This window comes from Micromonospora sp. NPDC047465, assembly GCF_040643125.1.
Taxonomy (GTDB): Bacteria; Actinomycetota; Actinomycetes; order Mycobacteriales; family Micromonosporaceae; genus Micromonospora.
Genome location: NZ_JBEYTP010000003.1, coordinates 298,017 through 319,114, shown reverse-complemented (window position 1 = coordinate 319,114; position 21,098 = coordinate 298,017). Strand labels below are relative to the sequence as shown.

18 protein-coding genes and 1 pseudogene are annotated in these 21,098 nt (G+C 72.5%); 9 read left to right on the top strand and 10 right to left on the bottom strand.

The annotated features are described in order from the left end of the window. Positions 1–210: 210 nt before the first annotated feature. From ABZ793_RS05505 to ABZ793_RS05485, 5 genes are read right to left on the bottom strand one after another with little or no spacing between them, the layout of a single operon-like run. Positions 211–1,227: a branched-chain amino acid ABC transporter permease gene (locus ABZ793_RS05505; RefSeq protein ID WP_357452302.1), complete on the bottom strand. Its 1,017-nt coding sequence runs from the start codon at positions 1,225–1,227 to the stop codon at positions 211–213. After that, a complete protein-coding gene (locus ABZ793_RS05500) occupies positions 1,224–2,105 on the bottom strand; it encodes a branched-chain amino acid ABC transporter permease (RefSeq protein WP_357452299.1) in 882 nt (293 codons plus the stop codon). Before ABZ793_RS05500 ends, ABZ793_RS05505 begins: the two co-directional genes overlap by 4 nt. Before the next feature lie 7 nt (positions 2,106–2,112). Further along, positions 2,113–3,372: an ABC transporter substrate-binding protein gene (locus ABZ793_RS05495; protein ID WP_357452296.1), complete on the bottom strand. Its 1,260-nt coding sequence runs from the start codon at positions 3,370–3,372 to the stop codon at positions 2,113–2,115. A 43-nt stretch (positions 3,373–3,415) separates the two neighbouring features. Beyond that, a complete protein-coding gene (locus tag ABZ793_RS05490) occupies positions 3,416–4,108 on the bottom strand; it encodes an ABC transporter ATP-binding protein (RefSeq protein ID WP_357452293.1) in 693 nt (230 codons plus the stop codon). Beyond that, positions 4,095–4,856, bottom strand: coding sequence for an ABC transporter ATP-binding protein (locus tag ABZ793_RS05485; RefSeq protein WP_350706206.1), 762 nt, complete (start codon positions 4,854–4,856; stop codon positions 4,095–4,097). Before ABZ793_RS05485 ends, ABZ793_RS05490 begins: the two co-directional genes overlap by 14 nt. Before the next feature lie 306 nt (positions 4,857–5,162). Here ABZ793_RS05485 and ABZ793_RS05480 point away from each other — a divergent pair, with 306 nt between their 5' ends. Next, positions 5,163–6,023, top strand: coding sequence for an SPFH domain-containing protein (locus ABZ793_RS05480; protein WP_357452289.1), 861 nt, complete (start codon positions 5,163–5,165; stop codon positions 6,021–6,023). Between the two features lie 43 nt (positions 6,024–6,066). On the opposite strand, the gene ABZ793_RS05475 is transcribed toward ABZ793_RS05480, so the two are convergent. Both ABZ793_RS05475 and dnaE read right to left on the bottom strand, forming a co-directional pair. Continuing rightward, positions 6,067–7,104: an aminotransferase class V-fold PLP-dependent enzyme gene (locus tag ABZ793_RS05475; RefSeq protein ID WP_357452286.1), complete on the bottom strand. Its 1,038-nt coding sequence runs from the start codon at positions 7,102–7,104 to the stop codon at positions 6,067–6,069. A gap of 82 nt (positions 7,105–7,186) precedes the next feature. Next, positions 7,187–10,717 carry a DNA polymerase III subunit alpha gene (gene dnaE, locus ABZ793_RS05470; RefSeq protein ID WP_357452283.1) on the bottom strand — a complete coding sequence of 1,177 codons (3,531 nt, stop codon included), beginning with the start codon at positions 10,715–10,717 and terminating at the stop codon, positions 7,187–7,189. A 339-nt stretch (positions 10,718–11,056) separates the two neighbouring features. On the opposite strand from dnaE, the gene ABZ793_RS05465 reads away from it, so the two are divergent. Next, complete coding sequence (locus tag ABZ793_RS05465) at positions 11,057–11,398, top strand: PadR family transcriptional regulator (RefSeq protein ID WP_357452280.1); 342 nt, start codon at positions 11,057–11,059, stop codon at positions 11,396–11,398. Beyond that, positions 11,395–12,345 (top strand): permease prefix domain 1-containing protein, encoded by a 951-nt coding sequence (locus tag ABZ793_RS05460; RefSeq protein ID WP_357452277.1) that lies wholly within the window; start codon positions 11,395–11,397, stop codon positions 12,343–12,345. Before ABZ793_RS05465 ends, ABZ793_RS05460 begins: the two co-directional genes overlap by 4 nt. A gap of 45 nt (positions 12,346–12,390) precedes the next feature. Here ABZ793_RS05460 and ABZ793_RS05455 read toward each other — a convergent pair. Together ABZ793_RS05455 and ABZ793_RS05450 are read right to left on the bottom strand one after the other, a co-directional pair. Then, positions 12,391–12,604: pseudogene (locus ABZ793_RS05455) on the bottom strand (DUF397 domain-containing protein). Further along, entirely contained in the window at positions 12,595–13,155 is a 561-nt protein-coding gene (locus tag ABZ793_RS05450) for a DUF5753 domain-containing protein (RefSeq protein WP_357452274.1), read from the bottom strand. Before ABZ793_RS05450 ends, ABZ793_RS05455 begins: the two are co-directional and overlap by 10 nt. Before the next feature lie 59 nt (positions 13,156–13,214). On the opposite strand from ABZ793_RS05450, the gene ABZ793_RS05445 reads away from it, so the two are divergent. From ABZ793_RS05445 to ABZ793_RS05430, 4 genes are all read left to right on the top strand, one after another. After that, positions 13,215–14,492, top strand: a complete 1,278-nt coding sequence (locus ABZ793_RS05445) for a sensor histidine kinase (protein ID WP_357452271.1) — start codon at positions 13,215–13,217, stop codon at positions 14,490–14,492. Between the two features lie 74 nt (positions 14,493–14,566). Continuing rightward, a complete protein-coding gene (locus ABZ793_RS05440) occupies positions 14,567–15,268 on the top strand; it encodes a response regulator transcription factor (RefSeq protein ID WP_357452346.1) in 702 nt (233 codons plus the stop codon). Positions 15,269–15,350: 82 nt separating this feature from the next. After that, positions 15,351–16,244 (top strand): ATP-binding cassette domain-containing protein, encoded by an 894-nt coding sequence (locus tag ABZ793_RS05435; protein WP_357452268.1) that lies wholly within the window; start codon positions 15,351–15,353, stop codon positions 16,242–16,244. Then, a complete protein-coding gene (locus tag ABZ793_RS05430; protein ID WP_357452266.1) occupies positions 16,241–17,302 on the top strand; it encodes an ABC transporter permease in 1,062 nt (353 codons plus the stop codon). Before ABZ793_RS05435 ends, ABZ793_RS05430 begins: the two co-directional genes overlap by 4 nt. Before the next feature lie 218 nt (positions 17,303–17,520). Here the strand turns inward: ABZ793_RS05430 and ABZ793_RS05425 are convergent, their stop codons facing one another. Beyond that, positions 17,521–18,324 carry an SGNH/GDSL hydrolase family protein gene (locus ABZ793_RS05425; protein WP_357452264.1) on the bottom strand — a complete coding sequence of 268 codons (804 nt, stop codon included), beginning with the start codon at positions 18,322–18,324 and terminating at the stop codon, positions 17,521–17,523. Positions 18,325–18,675: 351 nt separating this feature from the next. Between ABZ793_RS05425 and ABZ793_RS05420 the strand changes: the two genes are divergently transcribed. Next, entirely contained in the window at positions 18,676–19,467 is a 792-nt protein-coding gene (locus ABZ793_RS05420; RefSeq protein ID WP_357452261.1) for a shikimate dehydrogenase, read from the top strand. A gap of 146 nt (positions 19,468–19,613) precedes the next feature. Further along, on the top strand, positions 19,614–21,062 hold the full coding sequence (locus ABZ793_RS05415) for a hypothetical protein (protein WP_357452258.1): 1,449 nt from the start codon (positions 19,614–19,616) through the stop codon (positions 21,060–21,062). The last annotated feature ends 36 nt before the right edge of the window (positions 21,063–21,098 follow it).

Genomic DNA, 21,098 nt, shown 5'->3' with positions numbered 1-21,098 from the left:
CGCGCAGACCGTGCAGGTGTCGGCGTACCCGGACCACTACGCCCAGTGGGAGCAGCAGGCCGCCGACCTCGTCGCCAAGCACTGGAACAACTGACACACAGAGACAGACTTTCCACCACAAGGGGGAACGCTGGCCGGCACCCGACACGGGCGCCGGCCAGCGGCACATCCACCCCGGCATGGGACCGTGGGTGCGTCCCGCGCGTGGGGCTATCGGCGGCGGGCTGCCAGCCAGCGCGTGGCCAGGGCGGCGGCGCTGCCCCAGATGCCGCGCCGGAACACCAGCACGACGAGGACGAAGATGCTGCCGGTGACCAGGCCGATCGCCTCGAACCCGGAGAACGACAGCCAGTCCTCCAGACGGACCAGGATGGCCGCGCCGAGTACCCCGCCCCAGAGCGTGCCGATCCCGCCGAGCACCACCACGATGACGGCCTTGCCGGAGGTGGTCCAGTGCAGCACGTCGAGGGAGACGAAGCGGTGGCCCACGGCGAACAGCCCGCCGCCGAGCCCGGCGATGAAACCCGACAGCACGAACGCGGTCAGCTTGTAGCGGTGCACGGGGTAGCCGAGCGCGCGGGCGCGGGCGGGGTTGTCGCGGATGCCGACCAGCACCCGGCCGAAGGGCGAGTGCACGATCCGCCAGGCGCCGGCCAGCCCGAGCAGCACGATCGGCAGGATCGCGTAGTAGAAGTAGTAGTCGTCGGTGAGGTCCAACCCGAACAGTTCGCGGGGCACGCCCTGCAGGCCGTTCTCGCCCCGGGTGACCGAGCGCCACTCGTTGGCCACGTAGTAGACCATCTGCGCGAACGCCAGCGTGACCATGGCGAAGTAGATGCCGGTCCGCTTCACGGCCAGGTAGCCGATCGGCACCGCGAGCACGGCCGCGGCGAGCGCCCCAGCCAGCACCGCCACCGGGAACGGCAGGCCGGCGTGGATGGACACCAACCCGGTGACGTACGCGGAGGCGCCCCAGAAGGCCGCGTGCCCGAAGGACATCAGCCCGGTGAAGCCGAGCAGCAGGTCCACGGCGACGGCGAACAGCGCCCAGCAGAGGATGTCCACCGCCACCGCCGGGTAGAGCCCGTTGGGCAGCCAGAACGCCACCAGCAGCCCGACGGCGAGCAGCGCGTACCGGACCCAGCCGGGCGCCCGGGTCACGGCGACCAGCCCCGACTTCGGCGCCCGGCCGCCGGCGTCGGTCGCGGTGTCGACGGTGCTCGTCATGCCGGTGCCTCCTCACGGCCGAACAGCCCGGCCGGACGCCAGAGCAGCACGGCGGCCATCACGATGAAGACGATCGTCTGCGACACGATCGGGAAGTCGGACAGGTACGCCTCGCCCCACGCCTGGACCAGGCCGATGCCGAAGCCGGCGGCCACGGACCCGAAGATCGAGCCCAGCCCGCCGATCACCACCACCGCGAAGACCACGATGATCAGGTCGGCGCCCATCAGCGGGTTCACGGCCCGCATCGGCGCGGCCAGCACCCCGGCGAGAGCGGCCAGGCCGATGCCGAAGCCGAAGACCGGGGTGACCCAGCGGCCGACGTTGATGCCGAACGCCTGGGTCAGCTCTGCCCGCTCGGTCGACGCCCGGACCACCATGCCGATCCGGGTGCGGGTCAGCACCCACCAGACGCCGACGCAGACGGCGACCGCGAAGCCAAGGATGAAGACCCGGTAGGTGGGGAAGTCGAAGAGCCCGAAGTCGACCGACCCGCTCAGCGCGGACGGGGTCTCGTACGGGCTGGACTGCACGCCGTAGCGGAGCTTCACCAGGTCCTGGAGGATCAGCGTGAGACCGAAGGTGAGCAGGAAGTTGTAGAGCGGGTCGAGCCGGGTGAGCCGGTGGATGAAGGCCCGCTCCAGTGCCATGCCGAGCAGGCCCAACCCCACCGGCATGATCACCAACGCCGCCCAGAACGGCACGCCCGCCTCGCTGAGCAGGACGTACGCGCCGAACGCGCCGAGCATGTAGAACGCCCCGTGGGCGAAGTTGACCACCCGCAGCATCCCGAAGATGACCGCGAGCCCGAGGGCGAGCAGGGCGTAGAACGCCCCGCTCACCAACCCGTTGAACGTGTTCTGCAAGAAGCCGGTCATGCCCTGGTCACATCTTGCAGTCCGCCGACGGGGCGCGGAACGCCTCGGCGGCGGGGATGGTCTTGAGGACCTTGACGTAGTCCCACGGCTCGCTCACCTCGGACTGCGGCTTCACCTGGGCGAGGTAGGCGTCGTGGATGACCCGGTGGTCCTCGGCGCGGATCTTGCCGTTGCGCAGGAAGACGTCCTCGACGGTCTTGCCCTCCAGCTCCTTGACCACGGCGTCGGCGTCGTCCGTGCCGGCTGCCTGCGCGGCCTCCAGGTACTGGGTGGCGGCGGAGTAGTTGGCCGCGTGCGCGAAGGACGGCCGGGTGCCCGTCTCCTTCTGGAACCGGTCGGCGAACTCCCGGTTCTTGGCGTCGAAGTTCCAGTACCAGGCGTCGGTGTACGTGGTGCCGGCGAGCGCGGCCGGGGTCAGCGAGTGGATGTCGGTGATGAACATCAGGCCGACGGCGAGCCCGACGCCCTTCTCCCGGAGCTTGAACTCGTTGTACTGCTTGACCACGTTGACCAGTTCGGCGCCGGCCTGCATGGTGCCGAGCACCTGCGGCTTCGGGTTCAGCGTCGGCGCCTTGAGCAGGAACGTCGAGTAGTCGCCGCTGGTGTTCGGGAACGGCGCGCCGTCCTTGCCGACGACGGTCCCGCCGGCCGCCGTGATCGCGCTCGAGAAGCTCTTCTCCATGTCCTGGCCGAAGGCGTAGTTCGGGTAGAGGATGTACCAGTTCTTCCCGACCTGCTCGGTGGTGGTCTTCCCGGTGCCGTTGGCCAGCATGTAGGTGTCGTACGCGTAGTGGAACGTGTACTTGTTGCAGCTCTTGCCGGTCAGGTCGGTGGTGGCCGCCCCGATGTTGAAGTAGAGCTTCTTCTTCTCTTTCGCCACGTCGGCGACCTTGAGCGCGGCCGAGGAGGTCGGCACGTCGAGGATGAGGTCGACGCCCTTGCGGTCGAACATCTCGGCGGCCTTGCTGTTGGCGATGTCGGGCTTGTTCTGGTGGTCGGCGGTCTCCACGGTGATGTCGCTGGTCACCGCCTTGTCGCCGTGCTTGGCCTTGAAGTCGGCGATGGCCATCTCGACGGCCTTGACCGAGTTTTTGCCGGACAGCTCGGAGTACGCACCCGACTGGTCGTTCAGCACGCCCAGCACGATCTTGCCCCCGGTCAGCTTCTGGTCCCCGCCCGACTGGGGACCACCGCCGCCGCAGCCGGCGACCAGCACCATCGCCGCCGCCGACGCGGCGGCCACACCCACCGTCCTACGCATGCTCATCCCTCCACCCCCGCGCGGCGCGCGGGTCGTCGAAATCGAAAAATCAGATGCCGAGGTACGACAGCAGCTCGCGTTCCCGCGACCGCACCTCGGAGTTGCCCATCGCCTCCGCGATGCGTCCCTCGGCCAGCAGGTAGTGCCGGTCGGCGACGCCGGTGGCGAAGTGCAGGTTCTGCTCGACCAGCAGCACGGTCACCCCGTGCCGCTTGGCCTCGCGCAGGAGGTCGCCGACCTGCTGCACGAGCAGCGGCGAGAGCCCCTCGGTCGGTTCGTCGCAGAGCAGCAGCCGGGCGCCCATCCGCAGCACGCGGGCGAGGGCGAGCATCTGCTGTTCGCCGCCGGAGAGCATGGTGGCGGCCGAGTCCCGTCGCTCGTAGAGGGCGGGGAACGCCTCGTACACCCGCTCCAGCGGCCACGGGTCGGGGCCGACCGTCGGCGGCAGGGTGAGGTTCTCCGTCACGCTCAGCGTGGCGTAGCTGCCCCGGTCGTCGGGGACCCAGCCGAGCCCCAGCCGAGCCCGCCGGTACGCGGGCAGCTTCCCGACGTCCCGACCGTCCAGCTCCACGGTGCCGCGCTGGCCGGTGTGCAGGCCCATCACGCAGCGCAGCAGGGTGGACTTGCCGGCCCCGTTGCGCCCGACGAGGGTCACCACCTCGCCGGCGGAGACGTCCAGGCTGACCTCCCGCAGCACCTGCGCCTCGCCGTACCAGGCGGACAGGTTCTCAATGCGCAGCATCAGCGGCTCCCAGGTATGCGGTGATCACGCGCTCGTCGGCGCGGACCTGCTCGTACGGGCCCTCGACGAGGACCTTGCCGGCCTGCAGGACGGTGACGGTGTCGGCGAGCCGCCCGACCACGCTCATGTTGTGCTCGACCATCACCACGGTCCGGCCCTGCCGGACGCGCGCGATCAGGTCGACGGTGCGGTCGACGTCCTCCAGGCCCATGCCCGCGGTCGGCTCGTCGAGCAGCAGCACCTTCGGGTCCAGCGCGAGGGCGATGGCCAGCTCCAGCGCCCGCTTGCGCCCGTACGCCAGCGCCTCGGCGGGGGCCTCGGCCAGTTCGGCCAGCCCCACCATGTCGAGCAGTTCGATGGCCCGGTCGGTGTAGCGGCGCATCAGCTTCGCCGAGCGCCAGAACCGCCAACCCAGCCCGCTCGGGCTCTGCAACGCCAGCTCGACGTGCTCCCGCGCGGACAGCTGCGGGAAGAGGCTGGTGATCTGGAACGACCGGGCCACGCCGAGTCGAGCGACCTGCTCGGGCGGCAGCCCGGTGACGTCGCGGCCGGCCAGCTCGATCCGGCCGCCGCTGGGCTGCAGGAACCCGGTCAGCAGGTTGAAGAGGGTGGTCTTCCCGGCGCCGTTCGGGCCGACGAGCGCGTGCACGCTGTCCGCCGCGATGTCGAGGTCGACGCCGTCGACCGCCCGGAAGCCCCGGAAGTCGCGGGTCAGTCCGCGAGCCGACAGGAGCGCTTGCCCGGCCATCGCCTACTCCTCCGTAGGTGTCGCGACGGCCGGGTCGGTGACCGCGGTCACATGGCCGTCGCGTGCTGGAAACCTACGGCGGCGCCAGAGGTCGAGCTATGTCGATGGGAGCCACATTCCGGGACGGCTGGCCGTGCGGGACCTCCACCTCCCGCCCGGCAGCCCCGCCGGTTCGCATCGACGAGCCTCACAGTCCAGCCCGATGCCTACCACCGGCATGTGGACGGCCCACGGCCACCACCTCCGCACCGTCTTGACCAACGGCCCTAGTGTCATGGGCCCCCTCCCGCGAAAGGTGCCGAGCGAATGCCCTTCGGCTTCACTGTTGCGATCATCTTCGCCGCCGGTCTGACGATCTCCGGCGCGCTCGCGCTCGGCGCGCGCGCCAGCTCGACGAAGCGGACCGCCACCCTGGCGGCGCTCGGCTGCCTCGTCGGCGCGGTGGTGTTCGTCGTCGGCTCCAGCGCCCACTCCGTGCCGATCCGCTCGGTCGGGATCGTCACCAGCTTCGGCAAGCCGACGGGCAAGGTCACCGGCTCCGGCCTGAAGTGGGTCGCCCCGTGGCAGAAGGTCGGCGAGTGGGACGCCGGCCGGCAGAAGTACGACCACATCGGCGGCGAGAACTGCGTCCGGGTCCGCACCGGCACGCTCGCCGACGCCTGCGTCGAGGTGCTCGTCGAGTGGCAGGTCAGGCCGGAGAACGCGCCGAAGCAGTTCATGGACTACAAGGGCGACTTCGACAGCTTCCGGGGTCAGCGGGTGGGCGTCCAGCTCGACAGCGCCGTCAACGACGCCTTCGCCACGTACAACCCGCTGGAGAAGATCGACGCGAACACCGGCAACCTGAACGTGGACCTGAAGCCCTTCGCCGAGAGCATCAAGGCCAGCGCGGAGACGCGGCTCTCCAGCGACGTCGACATCCTGTCGGTCACGATCACCCGGGTCAACCACGACGACAAGACCGAGGGCAACATCAAGGCCTTCCAGGACAAGCTCGCCCAGACCCGGAACCTGGAGCAGGACCGGAAGAACGCCGCCATCCAGAAGCAGATCACCGAGACGAACGCGAAGGTCGACAAGGTGTCGCGGTGCCTGGAGATCGCCGAGCGCAACGGCAGCAACCCCGGGCTCTGCATCAACCCCGGGATCATCACCGGCGCCAAGTGACGGCCCGCCGGCGCTGACCCTCGCCCTGGGCGCGCGCCCCGGCTCAGCCGGTGAGCGCGTCCAGGGCGAGGTCGACGTCGTCCACCGTGGAGTAGACGTGGAAGGACGCCCGGACCCGTCCGGCGCGGACCGCCGCCCGGACCCCGGCCCGCTCCAGCCGCTCCGCCGCGCCGGGCACCTCCACGGTGACGATCGCGCTGTCGCCCGTCGGCCGGCCCAGCCCGGCGAGGAACCGGTTGGCCAACGCGACGTCGTGCGCGTGCACGGCGGGCACACCGATCTCGGCGACGAGTTCCAGTGCGGGGGCCGTGCCGACCCAACTGAACCAGGCCGGCGAGATGTCGAATCGGCGGGCGTCGTCGGCCAGGCGCAGCGGCGGGCCGTAGTAGGAGGCGTGCGGGTCGCTGCCCGCGTACCAGCCGGCGGCGTCGGGGCGCAGCCGCTCGCGCAGCTCAGGGGCGAGGTAGGCGAAGGCGGAGCCGCGCGGCGCCATCAGCCACTTGTACGCGCCGACCGCGACCACGTCGGCTCGGCTCGCGTCGAACGGCAGCCAGCCGCACGCCTGGGTGGCGTCCACCGCGACGAGCGCGCCGTGCGCACGGGCCGCCGCGACGATCTCGTCGTACGCGGCGATCGTGCCGTCGGCGGACTGCACCAGGCTGAACGCGACGAGGTCGGTGCCGGCGTCGATGGCGTCGACCAGCCCGGCCGGCGGCACGGTGCGCACCTGGACACCCCGCTCGGCCTGCACCAGCCACGGGAAGAGGTTGGAGGTGAACTCGACCTCCGGCACCACCACGGTCGCGCCGGCGGGCAGCGCGGCGGCGACCGGGGCCAGCAACTGGGAGACGGTGCTGCCGACCGTGACGTCGGCGGCCGGCACGCCGACCAGGCCGGCGAAGGCGGCCCGGGACCGTTCGGTCGCCTCGCCCCAGCCCTCCCAGGAGGTACGCCCGGTCCGCCAGTCGGCCAGCGCCCCCTGCACCGCGTCCCACACCGGGTCGGGTGGCAGCCCGTAGCTGGCGGTGTTCAGCCAACCCGGCTGCGGCTGCCACAGCTTCTGCGCCTGTGTGATCTCCACACCGCCGACGCTAGTCACCCGCGGCGCGTACCGGGACGGCCAATCCCGCACTCGCGGCCCCGGCGCCGGGGCCCTGCCGGCGTCAGCTGACGTTGGCAGGGCCGAGGACGCTCTTCAGGTCTCCCATCAGCGCGGTGGTGGCCGCCACCCGGAACGGGCCGAGCCGCAGCGTGGTGACCTTGCTGCCGTTGAGCAGCTTCACGTGCACCTCGGTGTCGCCCGGGTGCAGCACCAGGGTCTCCTTGAGCCGCTCCACCAGCGGGGGCGTGCACCGGGTCACCGGGATAGTGAGGGTGATCGGCTTGCTCGCCGGGTTGCTGCTGATGTCGGGCATGGACATGTCCATCGCCATGATGCGCGGGGTGTCGTCGCGCCGGTCCACCCGCCCCTTGACCACCACGATGGCGTCCTCGGCGATGTACTGCCCGATCACCTCGTAGGTGTTGGGGAAGAACAGCGCCTCCACGCCGCCGGCCAGGTCCTCCAGGGTGGCCGAGGCCCAGGCCCGGCCCTGCTTGGTGACCCGGCGCTGCACGCCGGAGAGGATGCCGGCGAGGGTCACCACCGCCCCGTCCGGGACGGTGCCCTCCTCCGACAGGGCGGCGATCGTGCAGTCGGCCGCCGCGCCGAGGACGTGCTCCAGGCCGAAGAGCGGGTGGTCGGAGACGTAGAGGCCGAGCATCTCGCGTTCGAAGGCGAGCTTGTCGCGCTTGTCCCACTCCCCCTCGCCGATCACCGGCATCACGGTGGTGCTGCTGGTGTCCGCGTCGCCGAAGCCGGCGCCGAAGAGGTCGTACTGGCCGACGGCCTCCTTGCGCTTGACGTCGGCGTACGCGTCGATGGCCTCCGCGTGCACCACGAGCAGCGCCTTGCGGGAGTGCTTGAGCGAGTCGAACGCCCCGGCCTTGATCAGCGATTCGATGGTCTTCTTGTTGCAGACCACCGCGTCGACCTTCGACAGGAAGTCGTAGAAGTCGGTGTAGTCGCCCTTCTCCTCCCGGCAACGCATGATCGCGGCGACCACGTTCGCCCCGACGTTGCGTACCGCGCCGAGACCGAACCGGATCTCCTTGCCGACCGGGGTGAACGGCCCGGCGGAGGTGTTCACGTCCGGGGGCAGCACCTGGATGCGCATCCGGCGGCACTCTGAGAGGTAGAGCGCCATCTTGTCCTTGTCGTCGCCGACGGAGGTGAGCAGCGCCGCCATGTACTCGGCCGGGTAGTGCGCCTTCAGGTACGCGGTCCAGTACGACACCAGGCCGTACGCCGCCGAGTGCGCCTTGTTGAAGGCGTAGCCGGCGAACGGGACCAGCACGTCCCAGACCTTCTGGATCGCCTCGTCCGAGTAGCCCCGTTCCCGGCAGCCGTCCCGGAACGGGATGAACTCCTTGTCGAGGATCTCCTTCTTCTTCTTGCCCATCGCCCGCCGCAGCAGGTCGGCCTGGCCGAGGGTGTAGCCGGCGAGGATCTGCGCGGCGCGCTGCACCTGCTCCTGGTACACGATCAGGCCGTAGGTGGGCGCGAGGATCTCCCGCAGCGGCTCCTCCAGCTCCGGGTGGATCGGGGTGATCTCCTGGAGGCCGTTCTTGCGCAGCGCGTAGTTGGTGTGCGAGTCCACGCCCATCGGGCCTGGTCGGTACAGGGCGAGGACGGCGGAGATGTCCTCGAAGTTGTCCGGCTTCATCATCCGCAACAGGGAGCGCATCGGCCCGCCGTCGAGCTGGAACACGCCCAGGGTGTCGCCTCGGGCCAGCAGTTCGTACGCGGCCTTGTCGTCCAGCGGCAGCCCGAGCAGGTCCAGCTCCTTGCCGTGGTTGAGCTGGATGTTCTTCACCGCGTCGTCGATGATGGTCAGGTTGCGCAGGCCGAGGAAGTCCATCTTCAACAGCCCGAGCGACTCGCACGTCGGGTAGTCGAACTGGGTGATGATGACCCCATCGGAGTCCCGGCGCATCAGCGGGATGTGGTCGATGATCGGCTCGGCGGACATGATGACGCCGGCGGCGTGCACGCCGGTCTGCCGGATCAGCCCCTCGATGCCCCGGGCGGTGTCGATGACCTTCTTGACGTCCGGCTCGGCCTCGTACATGCCCCGGATCTCGCCGGCCTCGGCGTACCGGGGGTGCTTGGGGTCGAAGATGCCCTCCAGGGGGATGTCCTTGCCCATCACCGCCGGGGGCATCGCCTTGGTGATCCGGTCGCCGACCGCGTACGGGTAGCCGAGCACCCGGGCCGAGTCCTTGATCGCGGCCTTCGCCTTGATGGTGCCGAAGGTGGCGATCTGGGCGACCTTGTCCTCGCCCCACTTGTCGGTGACGTACTTGATGACCTCGCCGCGACGGCGCTCGTCGAAGTCGATGTCGACATCCGGCATCGAGACGCGCTCGGGGTTGAGGAACCGCTCGAAGATCAGGCCGTGCGGGATCGGGTCGAGGTCGGTGATGCCCAGCGCGTACGCGACGAGGGAGCCGGCGGCCGAACCGCGGCCGGGGCCCACGGCGATGCCCTGGCTCTTGGCCCACTGGATGAAGTCGGCGACCACGAGGAAGTACGACGGGAAGCCCATCTGGATGATGACGCCCAGCTCGTACTCGGCCTGCGCGACGTGGCCCTCGGGGATGCCGCCGGGGTAGCGCCGGGCCAGCCCGGCGAAGGTCTCCTTGCGGAACCAGGACTCCTCGGTCTCCCCCTCCGGGACCGGGAAGCGCGGCATCAGGTTGTGGAACTCGAACATCCCGGTCGGGTCGACCTTCTCGGCCACCAGCAGGGTGTTGCGGCAGCCCTCCAGCCAGAGGTCGGAGCTGTCGACGGCGCGCATCTCGTCGGCGGACTTGATGTAGTAGCCGCTGCCGTCGAACCGGAACCGGTTCGGATCGGCGACGTTCGCCGCCGTCTGCACGCAGAGCAGCACGTCGTGCGCCTCGGCCTGCGCCTCGTGGGTGTAGTGCGAGTCGTTGGTCACCACCGGCGGGATGTCCAGCTTGCGGGAGATGTCGTGCAGCTCCTGGCGGACCCGGCGTTCGATGCTGATGCCGTGGTCCATGACCTCCAGGAAGTAGTTCTCCTTGCCGAAGATCTCCTGGTACCTCGCGGCGGCCTTGAGCGCCTCGTCGTACTGGCCCAGACGCAGCCGGGTCTGCACCTCCCCGGAGGGGCAGCCGGTGGTCGCCATCAACCCGTCGGCGTTCTCGGCGAGCAGTTCCGCGTCCATCCGCGGCCACTTGACGAAGAACCCCTCCGTGTACGACCGGCTGGTCAGCTTGAAGAGGTTGTGCAAGCCGGTCTTGTTCCGCGCCCAGATGGTCATGTGGGTGTAGCCGCCGCTACCGGAGACGTCGTCGCTCTTCTGCTCCGGCCTGCCCCAGCGCACCCGCTGCTTGTGGAAGCGTGATTCCGGCGCCACGTACGCCTCGATGCCGAGGATCGGCTTGACCCCGGCGGCCATCGCCTGCTTGTAGAAGTCGTTCGCGCCGTGCATGTTGCCGTGGTCGGTCATCGCCACCGCCGGCATGCCCTGCCGCTTGACCTCGGCGAAGAGGTCCTTCAGGCGGGCCGCCCCGTCGAGCATCGAGTACTCCGTGTGCACGTGCAGATGCGCGAACGAATCGCCCATGCGTGGCGCCCCCCGGGTCGGATCATGGGATGGTCGAGGTCGGTCGGCCTACCCTATCGCCGCCGGAAGAGGCCGCTCCAGACGCCGCGCGGGCCGAGCAGGCAGGGTGTTCTGGATCTCCCCTGCCACCGCCCGCGGAACCGCCTCGGCCCGGCGTCGGTGTCCGCACCGCACGGCGACCGGGCCGGAAAGCCGGCGGAACGGGGCGGGCCCCAGGGCGGGCTGGCTCACCGCCCACCCCGGCCAGCAGCGTGTCACTTGGCCGAAACACACTGATGTGGGCCCGCACGATGATGTAGCACTGGACGATAGTGTGTGGCACACAGTATGGTGTGACACATGGTGAGCGACGAGATCCTGCGGACGCACCTCCAGGAGTTGCGTCGAGGCACCGTGGTGGTGGCGAGCCTCGTCGCCCTGCGGCGCCCCGACTACGGCTACGCGCTGCTGCAACGCCTCTCCGGCCACGGCTTCCCGGTCGACGCCAACACGCTCTATCCGCTGCTGCGGCGGCTGGAGGAGCAGGGGCTGGTGACCAGCGAGTGGAACACCGAGGAGCGCCGGCCGCGCAAGTTCTACCGCACCAGCGAGGAGGGCGAGTCGCTGCTGGGCCGACTCCTCGCCGACCTCGCCGCAGTGCAGACCTCCCTGGCCGGGCTGATCGAAGGAGCCGACCGATGACTTCCCTGACCGACCGCTACCTCGCCGCGACCCTGCGCTCGGTGCCGGTCGCGCGCCGCGAGGAGATCGCCACCGAGCTGCGCGCCTCGATCGAGGACATGGTCGAGGGCCGCACGACCGGCGGGCAGGACGGCACCGCCGCCGAGCGGGAGGTGCTCACCGAGCTGGGCGACCCGGCGCGGCTCGCCGCCCGCTACTCCGACCGCCGGTTGCAGCTCATCGGGCCGACCTACTACCTGGCCTGGGAGCGGCTGCTGAAGCTGCTGCTCAGCTTCGTGCCGGCGACGGCCGGCGTGATCGTCGGCCTGCTGGCGGCAACCGACGGCGAGAACGCCGGCGGGGCCGTCGGCGAGGGCATCACCACCGCCCTCACGGTGGCCCTCCAGATCGCCTTCTGGGTCACCCTGGTCTTCGCGGTGCTGGAGCGCACCAGGACCCCCCTGCACCTGCCCGACTGGAGCATCGACCAGCTCCCGGAGGGCCCGGGCGACCGACAGATCACCCTGACCGACACCGCCGCCTCGATCGGCTTCCTGGCGATCTTCATCGCCTACCTGCCGATGCAGCACTTCCGGTCGTTCGTCCCCGCCGACGGTGACGGCAACCTGCCGATCCTCGACCCGGCGCTGTGGAGCTTCTGGCTGCCGTTCCTGATCGCCGTGCTGGTCGCCACCGTGGGCCTGGAGATCGCCAAGTACCGGGCCGGACGCTGGACCTGGCCGCTGGTCGCGGCGAACGCGGTGCTCGACCTGGCCTTCGCGGTGCCGGTGGTCTGGCTGATGTCGACCGACCGGCTGCTCAACCCCGACCTCGTGGCCCGCTTCGAGTGGCTCGGCGAGGGCGAGAACCTGAACACCGTCGCCACCGTCGTGGTCGCCGGCACGGCGCTGATCGTGCTCTGGGACGTCGTCGAGAGCGTGATCAAGGCGCTGCGCGACCGCCGCTGACCCGACCGCGCCACGCGGCCCGGCACGCCCCGGTGTGCCGGGCCGTCAGCCGCGACGAGCGGGCCGGAGGGCGCCGGCGGTGGCCGCGGCGAGGAAGCCGGTCCAGGCCGCGGGGCCGAAGGCCAGCACCGGTCCCCCCACGGTCCTTGCTGTCGCGTACGCCCACCACGTCGACAAGGTTCGTCGCCACCTCGACACAGGTGGACCCGCCGTTGTCGCTGCGGGTGGACTTCCGCCAGATCGCGCCGGTCAGGTCCATGACTCCGCCACCTCCGCGAGGAGCTCCCGGGACGCCCGGCGGGGCAACGCCTCGCCCCGCAGGTGGGCGAACTGCTCGGCCATCACCTTCCGGTCGCCGATCTGCCGGCGCAGCACCAACTCGTCCATGACGAAGACGACCTCCGGCGGGGCCTCCCGGGTCAACACCGCCTGGCGGGACAGCCGGGAGGTCACCCGCTGCTCCACCTCGACCTCGCGAAGCATCCCGCCGCCGGTGAGCACCGCGCGCGCGTACGCCTCGGTCTGGAGCAGGCCGGGGATCAGCGACGGCTCGAACCAACGGATCAGGGTCGCCTCCGCCTCGACCGAGATCCACTCCCGCAGCCAGGGCGGAGCGGCGTCGGCCCGGACGAGGGTGAGCAGCCGCTCGAAGAAGCCGCCACCGGTGCCATGCCCGGCATCACCGGCGGCGGCCCGTCGACGCCTTCCGACCGTAGTCGCCGAAGCAGCAGAGTGTGAACAGGCGCGACGGAGGAGGTCGACACGGACAGGGGCGCGGATCGCGTACCCCCGGCTGCGCGGCGACCGCACGTGGTCGCCCGGCAGGGTGCCTGGCCGACGCCGACCGGCGGGATGGAATCCTGACCAGGGTGAACACCGTGACGGACGACGACTGGCGGCGGCCGGGCCCCACCCCGGAACAGCGGCGGTACGACGTCTACGTCGGGCTGGCCACGGTCGTCCTGGCGCTGGTCAGCCTCACCCTCGCCCGCAGCACCGGGGCCTTCCTGCTGGGACCGCCGCCCTCCGGGCCGGAGCAGCTCTTCTGGACCGTCGCGGTGACCCTGCCGGTGATCTGGCGACGCCGGTTCCCCGCCACCACCCTCCTGGTCGTCTCGGTCGCGTTCGTCGCCGCGCAGGCGCGCTCCGCCCCGGAGTCGCAGCTATCCTCCTGGGCGCTGTTCGCGGCCCTCTACTCGCTCGGCGCCTGGGGGCCGGACCGTCGGCTGGCCCGCCGGCTGCGGATCGGCGTCATCGCCACCATGTTCGCGTGGCTGGGGATCTACTACGCGGTCACCATCGACAGGATCCCGGCCGACGCGTTCGACCGCGCGGTCGGTCCGGTGCCCCCCGTGCTCGCCGCGATAGTGAACGGGGTGCTGGTCAACGGCCTCTTCTTCGGGTTCGCGTACTTCTTCGGGGAGACCGCGTGGCTGGCCGCCCGCCGGCAGCACGAGGTGCAGGCGCGGGCCGAGGAGCTGCGCCGCTCGCAGGCCGAGGTCCGTGAGCACGCGGTGGTGGGCGAGCGGGTCCGCATCGCCCGGGAGCTGCACGACGTGGTCGCCCACCACGTGTCGGTGATGGGCGTGCAGGCGTCCGCCGCCCGCCGGGTGCTCGACAAGGACCCGGCGAAGGCCCGCACGGCGCTGGGCGCGATCGAGGAAACGGCCCGTACGGCGGTGGACGAGCTGCGCCGGATGCTCGGCCTGCTCCGCGCCCGCGACGACCGCCCGGACGAGCCGGGGCCCGCCGCGATCGACCAGGTCACGGCCGTGGTCGACCGGGCCCGTGAGGCCGGCCTGCGGGCCACCCTGGGGGTGTACGGGGACCGGGTGCCGCTGCCGGAGTCGGTCTCCCAGGCCGTGTACCGGGTCGTCCAGGAGGCCGTGACGAACGCGCTCAAGCACGCCGCCGGGGCGACCGCACTCGACGTGCGGATCCGCTACCTGGCGCACGAGGTGGAGGTGGACGTGACCGACGACGGACGGGCCACCCGCCCCGCGAACGCCGACGGGCTGGGCCTGGTCGGAATGCGCGAGCGGGTCGCCACCCACGGCGGGGCGCTGGAGGTCGGCCCGCGGGCCGGCGGTGGCTGGCGGGTGCGGGCCCGGTTCCCGCTGCCGGTCTCGGCGGGGCGTCCGGCGTGAGCGCCGACCGCGAGGTGCCCGGCACGGGCGCCGCCGACCACGAGGTGCCCGGCGTGGGCTTCGCCGACGCGGCGGTGCCCGACGCCGACCGGCCGGTGCGGGTGCTGCTCGCCGACGACCAGCACCTGGTCCGTACCGGCTTCCGGGTCATCCTCGAGGTGGAGGACGACATCGAGGTGGTCGGGGAGGCCGCCGACGGGGAACGCGCCGTCGGCATGACCCGGGCGTTGTGCCCGGACGTGGTGCTGATGGACGTGGAGATGCCCGGGGTCGACGGGCTGGAGGCCACCCGGCGGATCACGGCCGAGCAGGACGAGCCGGGCGGGCCGGCCGTGCTGATCCTCACCACCTTCGACCGGGACGACTACCTGTTCGCCGCGCTGCGCGCCGGGGCCAGCGGCTTCCTGCTCAAGAACGGCACCCCGGAGGCGCTGGTCGAGGCGATCCGGGTGCTCGCCCGGGGCGACGGCCTGCTCGCCCCGGAACTCACCCGGCGGGTGATCGCCACCTTCGCCCGCCCCGGCGACCCCGCCGGCCGGGGCGGCGCGCGGATGCCTCCCGAGGCGGCGCTGCGCGACCTGACGCCCCGCGAACGGGAGGTCCTGGTCCTGGTCGCCGGGGGTGCCAGCAACGCCGAGATCGCCGCGGAGCTGCACCTGGGCGAGGCGACGGTGAAGACGCACGTCAGCCGGATGCTGGCCAAGCTCGGCCTGCGCGACCGGGTGCAGGCGGTGGTCTTCGCGTACGAACACGGGGTGGTGCGGCCCGGCGGCTGACCCGCCTCCGCCGCGCGGGGGACCTGCCCGCTCAGCCTCCGGGCGGACGGCGGCGGGCCGTTGACGATCTAGCGTGACCGCCGTGACCAGTGTGCTCCGTCTCGACGGCGTCGACCGCAGCTTCGGCGACCGTCGGGTGCTCCAGAACGTCTCCTTCGACGTGGCGGCCGGCCGGATGACCGGCTTCGTCGGCGGCAACGGCGCCGGCAAGACCACCTCCATGCGGATCATCCTGGGGGTGCTCGCCCCGGACGCCGGGGAGGTCAGCTGGCAGGGCGCTCCGCTGACCCGGGAGGTCCGCCGTCGCTTCGGCTACATGCCGGAGGAACGCGGCCTCTATCCGAAGATGAGCGTCCGGGAACAGGTGGCCTACCTGGGCCGGCTGCACGGCATGACGGCCGCCGCGGCGCGGCGCGGCACGGACGCGCTGCTGGAGCGGGTCGGGCTCGCCGAGCGCGGCGACGACCTGCTGGAGACGCTGTCGCTGGGCAACCAGCAGCGCGCGCAGATCGCCGCCGCGCTGGTGCACGACCCCGAGGTGCTGGTGCTCGACGAGCCGTTCTCCGGCCTCGACCCGCTGGCCGTGGACACGGTCGTGGCGGTCCTGCGGGAGCGGGCCGCCACGGGCGTGCCCGTGCTCTTCTCCAGTCACCAGCTGGACGTCGTGGAGCGGCTCTGCGACGACCTGGTGATCATCGCGGGCGGCGTGATCCGCGCCGCCGGCAGCCGGGAGCAGCTGCGCGCGACGTACACGGTGCCCCGGTTCGAGCTGGTGGTGGAGACCGACGCCGGCTGGCTGCGGGACCAGCCCGGGGTGACCCTGGTCGACCTGGACGGCGACTGCGCCGTGTTCGACCTCGCGCCCGGCGCGGACGAGCAGGCGGTTCTGCACGCGGCGCTGGCCCGCGGCCCGGTGCGCGCGTTCCGCCCGGTCAGCCCGTCCCTCACCGAGATCTTCCGAGAGGTCACGCAATGAACACCTGGCAGGCCACCCGGCTGGTCGCCGCCCGGGAGATCCGGGTCAAGCTGCGCGACCGCACCTTCCTGATCAGCACCCTGTTCTTCCTGCTGATCGCCGCCGCCGCGACCATCCTGCCGCCGCTGCTCTCCGGCGGCCCGTCGAGCGTGGCGGTGACCGAGGCGGCGGCCGGCCCGCTGCGCGAGGCGGGGCTGGAGGTGCGGCTGGCGCCCGACGACCACGCCGCCGAGCAGGCCGTCCGCGACGGCGACGTGGACGCCGCCGTGGTCTCCGGGCCGGCGGTGCTGGCCATGGACGAGGCCCCCGACGACGTGGTCGCGGCGCTGAGCACGCAGCCCCCGGTGCGGCTGCTGGACCCCGACGCGGTGGACCCGGTGGTGGCCTTCCTGGTGCCGTTCGCCTTCGCGTTCGTCTTCTTCGTCACCTCGCAGACCTTCGGCGTGCAGATCGCGCAGAGCATCATCGAGGAGAAGCAGACCCGGATCGTGGAGATCCTGGTGGCCGCGGTGCCGGTCCGGGCGTTGCTGGCCGGCAAGATGGTCGCCGGCACCCTGCTGGCCCTCGGGCAGATCGCCCTGGTCGCCCTGGTCGCCGTGGTGGGTGTGCAGTTCGGCGACAGCGGCGGGCTGCTCTCGCTGCTGGCCCCGGCGATCGGCTGGTTCGTGCCGTTCTTCCTGCTCGGCTTCGTGCTGGTCGCGGCCATGTGGGCGGCGGCCGGGGCGCTGGTCAACCGCCAGGAGGACATCGCCGGCGTGTCGATGCCGGTGCAGCTCGCGGTCATGCTGCCGTTCTTCGCGGTGATCTTCCTGAACGACAACGCGACGGCCATGCGGGTGCTGTCCTACCTGCCGTTCTCCGCGCCCACGGCGATGCCGTTGCGGCTGTTCACCGGGGACGCGGCCGGCTGGGAGCCGCTGCTGTCGCTGGCCCTGCTGCTGGTCACGGCCGCCGCGCTCGTCGCGGCGGGGGCCCGGGTGTACGAGGGTTCGCTGCTGCGCACCAACGGCCGCACCTCGGTCCGCACGGCGTGGCGGTCGCGCGAGACGGTGGGCTGAGCGGTGTCGCGGGGCGCCGGCCGGGCGTACCGCGTCCGGGGCTGACGCACGGCGCGGCCCGGCACGCCAACCACGTGCCGGGCCGCCGCGGCCGGTCGGTCCGCGTCCCGCGGGGGGGGCGGGCGAGGACCACCGGGAGCCGGGACGGACGCGCGCCACCGCCGTCGCGGGCGGCTGCCGGATCAGCCGGCACGCGTCGGCGGTGGCGCGCGGTCGGGTCAGTCGGCCGCGTTGCGGAAGACCGGGTAGTAGCCGCCGGACTGGCCGGCCGCGGTCGGGTGGTAGGAGACGCCGAGGTTGAGGTAGTTGAGGGCGTGCAGCCACTTCTCGCCGTAGCTGCACAGCTGGTGCCCGACGAAGGCCGAACGCACGTCGGCGAAGGTGAAGCCGGCCGCGTTGGCCGCGCTGCGGGTGATGTCGTCCACCAGGTTGATGGCCTCGTTGATCTTGGTACGCGAGGTGGCGCTCAACCCGACGCAGACGGTGCCGAGCTGGTAGAAGACCGGGTACCCGACCACCACGACCCGGGCGTTCGGGGCCCGGGTCTTGATGCCGTTGTAGACGTTGCTCAGCAGGCCGGGGAGCTGGGCGCGGGCCTTGTCCTCGGCGGCCTGCACGGCGGCGACGCACTCGGTGGTGCCCTTGAGCACGCAGGTGGTCATGATGTTGGCGTAGCCGACGTCGTTGCCGCCGACCGTGATGCTGACCAGGCTGGTGGTGGAGCTGAGCGCGGAGAGCTGGGTGTTGATCACGCTGGTCGTGGTGGCGCCGGAGCAGGCGACCGAGCGGTACGAGGCGGGCTTGACGTTGGCGGCGTACAGCGCGGGGTAGGCGTTGGTGCTGCGCTGGCAGGAGCCGCTCTCGCTGGTGTAGTTACCGGCGCCCACGCCCGAGGCGTAGGAGTCGCCGAGGGCGACGTAGCGGTCGGTGGCGGCGGCCTGGGCGGGGGCCGACAGGGACAGGCTGGCGCCGAGAGCCGTGGCGAGGCTCAGGGCGAGGGTCACGAAGCGAGTTCTCCGCACGTCGCACTCCGGGGGTGAGAGGGATCGGGTGCGAGATTGATATCACTAAATATTTTCCGGCGAAAGATCCTTGCGGGGATCTTAGGGGTGCCGGCAACGGTTTCCGGGTCCGGCACCCCCGTACCGCCGCGTCCGCCCACCCCGCGCCTCCGGGGTCGGACGCCCCCGGACGCGCCCACCGTCCCCTACGGAACCGGCGGCGGCCGACCGGGCGGAAGGGGGCCGGCTCGGCGGCCGGGCGCGAACCCGGAGGGGCCCCACGTCCGGGCCCGCGATAGCGTCGGCGCGGCGCGGCACCCGACCGGCGAGACGGGCGGCCCTGGGCGTCGGCCATCGACACGGAGGCGCGGCATGACGGAGATCGGCGGCACCACCCGGCTGTACGCGCTGCTCGGCGACCCGATCGCGCAGGTGCGCGCCCCCGGCCTGCTCAATCCGGTGCTGACCCGCCGCGGCACCGACGCGGTGCTCGTCCCGGTCCACGTCGCACCGGCCGACCTCACCCCGGTCGTACGCGGCCTGCAACGGGTGGGCAACCTGCACGGGATGCTGGTCACCGTGCCGCACAAGGCCGCCGCCCTGGCCCTCGCGGACCGGGCCAGCGACCGCGCCCGCCTGGCCGGCAGCGCCAACGCCCTGCGGCGCGAGCCCGACGGGACCTGGACCGCGGACACCTTCGACGGCGACGGGTTCGTCCGCGGGCTGGCCACGGCCGGACACCACCCCCGGGGCCGCCGGGTGTGCGTGGTGGGCGCGGGCGGGGCGGGCAGCGCCATCGCCGTCGCCCTGCTCGACGCCGGCGTGGCGGAGCTGCGGCTGGCCGACACCGACCCGGGCCGGCTGGAGACGCTGCGGCGACGGCTGTCCGACGCGTACCCGGACCGGGTCACCGGGGCGGCGCGACCGCGACTGGCCGACGCCGACCTCGCGGTCAACGCGACCCCTCTCGGGCTGCGCCCCGACGACCCGCTGCCGTTCCCGGTGGCCGAACTGCCGGCGGACGCCGTGGTCGCCGACATCATCATGACCCCGGCGGAGACGGCCCTGCTGGCCGAGGCCCGCGCGCGCGGCCTGCGGGCGCACCCCGGCGAGCCGATGCTCGCCCACCAGCTCGACTCCTACCTGGCGTTCTTCGGGCTTTGACCGGGGCCCCGGCCGCCGCACGCTGAAGCGACCGCCGGCCCACCGGCCGGGGGCCGGTCGGACGTCGGCCCACCGATGGGGCGCCGCGCGGGGTGGGGCGGTCGGTGCGGTCGTCACCACGGTGCGGGGCCGTGCGCACTGGCAGGATGGCCGCTGTGGACCTCGACTCCGGCGCCGGGCTGCTGCACCGGCTGACGTCGTACGTGCCGAACCGCGACTGGGACGTGCCCGGGGACGACCCGCGGATCCGCCACGACCTCGTGCCGAACGACCCCGAGACCCTGCCGCCGCAGCTCAAGGGCTATCCGGACGGCCTTCCCGTCGTCGCCCTGCCGCGCGACCTGCCCGACCCGGGGATCCCCGCGACGGCGGTGCTCGCGGGCGTCGCGGGCCGGGCGCAGCTCCTCGACGCCGCGCAGCTCGGCCGCGTGCTCTTCCTCGGCGCCGGCGTCGTCCGCACCGCCGAGCGCCACGGGCGGCCGTTCCTCTACCGGGCCGCCGGTTCGGCCGGCGCACGCTTCCCGCTGGAGGTCTACGCGAGCACCCGCGACGTCGCGGGCGTCCCGGACGGCGTGCACTGGTACGACCCGGCGCGGCACGCGCTCGTCCAGGTCGCCCCCGCCGCCACCGGAGCGTCCACCACGCTCGTGGTCACGGGCGTGCCGTGGCGGACGGGGTGGCGGTACGCCGAGCGCGGCTGGCGGCACCTCTACTGGGACGCCGGGACGCTGCTGTCCCAGCTGTCGGCGGCGGCCACGAGCGCCGGCCTCGCGCCACGGCTGCGGACGCTGTTCCCGGACGCCACGCTACGCCGCCTCGTCGGCGCGGACGGGGTGCACGAGTATCCGCTCGCCCTGCTGTCCCTCGGCGACGGCGAGCCGGCGATCGGCCCCACCGCGGCGGCGGTGCCGGGTGAGCTGCCGCCGGTCGAGCTGCCGCTGTGCACCGCCGCGCAGCGCGCGGGCGAGCGGGACACGCTCGGGGAGCCCTGGCCGGAGGCGCCGCCGCTGCCGGAGTTCCCGCCGTCCGACCCGCTCGACGAGGTGGTGCGCCGGCGCGGGTCGCAGCGACGCATGGACCGGTCCCGGACGCTGCCGCGCGCCCTGCTGGAGTGGCCCCTGGCCGCCGCCCTGCGCGGCGTGCCGGTGCCGCACTGGGTGGCCGTGCACGGCGTCGACGGTGTGGCGCCCGGCCTCTACCGCTGGCCCGACCTGACGACGCCGCTGCGGGCCGCGGAGCTGCGCGGCGAGCTGCTGCGGGTCTGCCTGGACCAGGCGCTCGCCGGCGAGGCGGCGTACGTCGTCGTCGGGGCCACCCCGCTGTCGTCGCTCGACGACCGCGGCTACCGCGACGCCCAGCTCGCCGCCGGGCTCGTCGAGGGCCGGCTGCACCTCGCGGCGTACGCCCTGGGCGCCGGCGCCTCCGGGATGACCTTCCTCGACTCGGAGGTCCCGGGCCTGCTCGGCGAGCCGGACGACCTCGCGGCGCTGCTGTTCACGTGCGTGGGCGTCCCGGAGTACGCGTCGCGCGCCGGCGGCGGGCCGGGCCGCCCGGTCGAGGTCCGTCCGGTCATGCCCCGCAACGGCGGGTCCTGACGAGCAGGGCCGAGGCACGCTCGGGGCCGGCGGGCG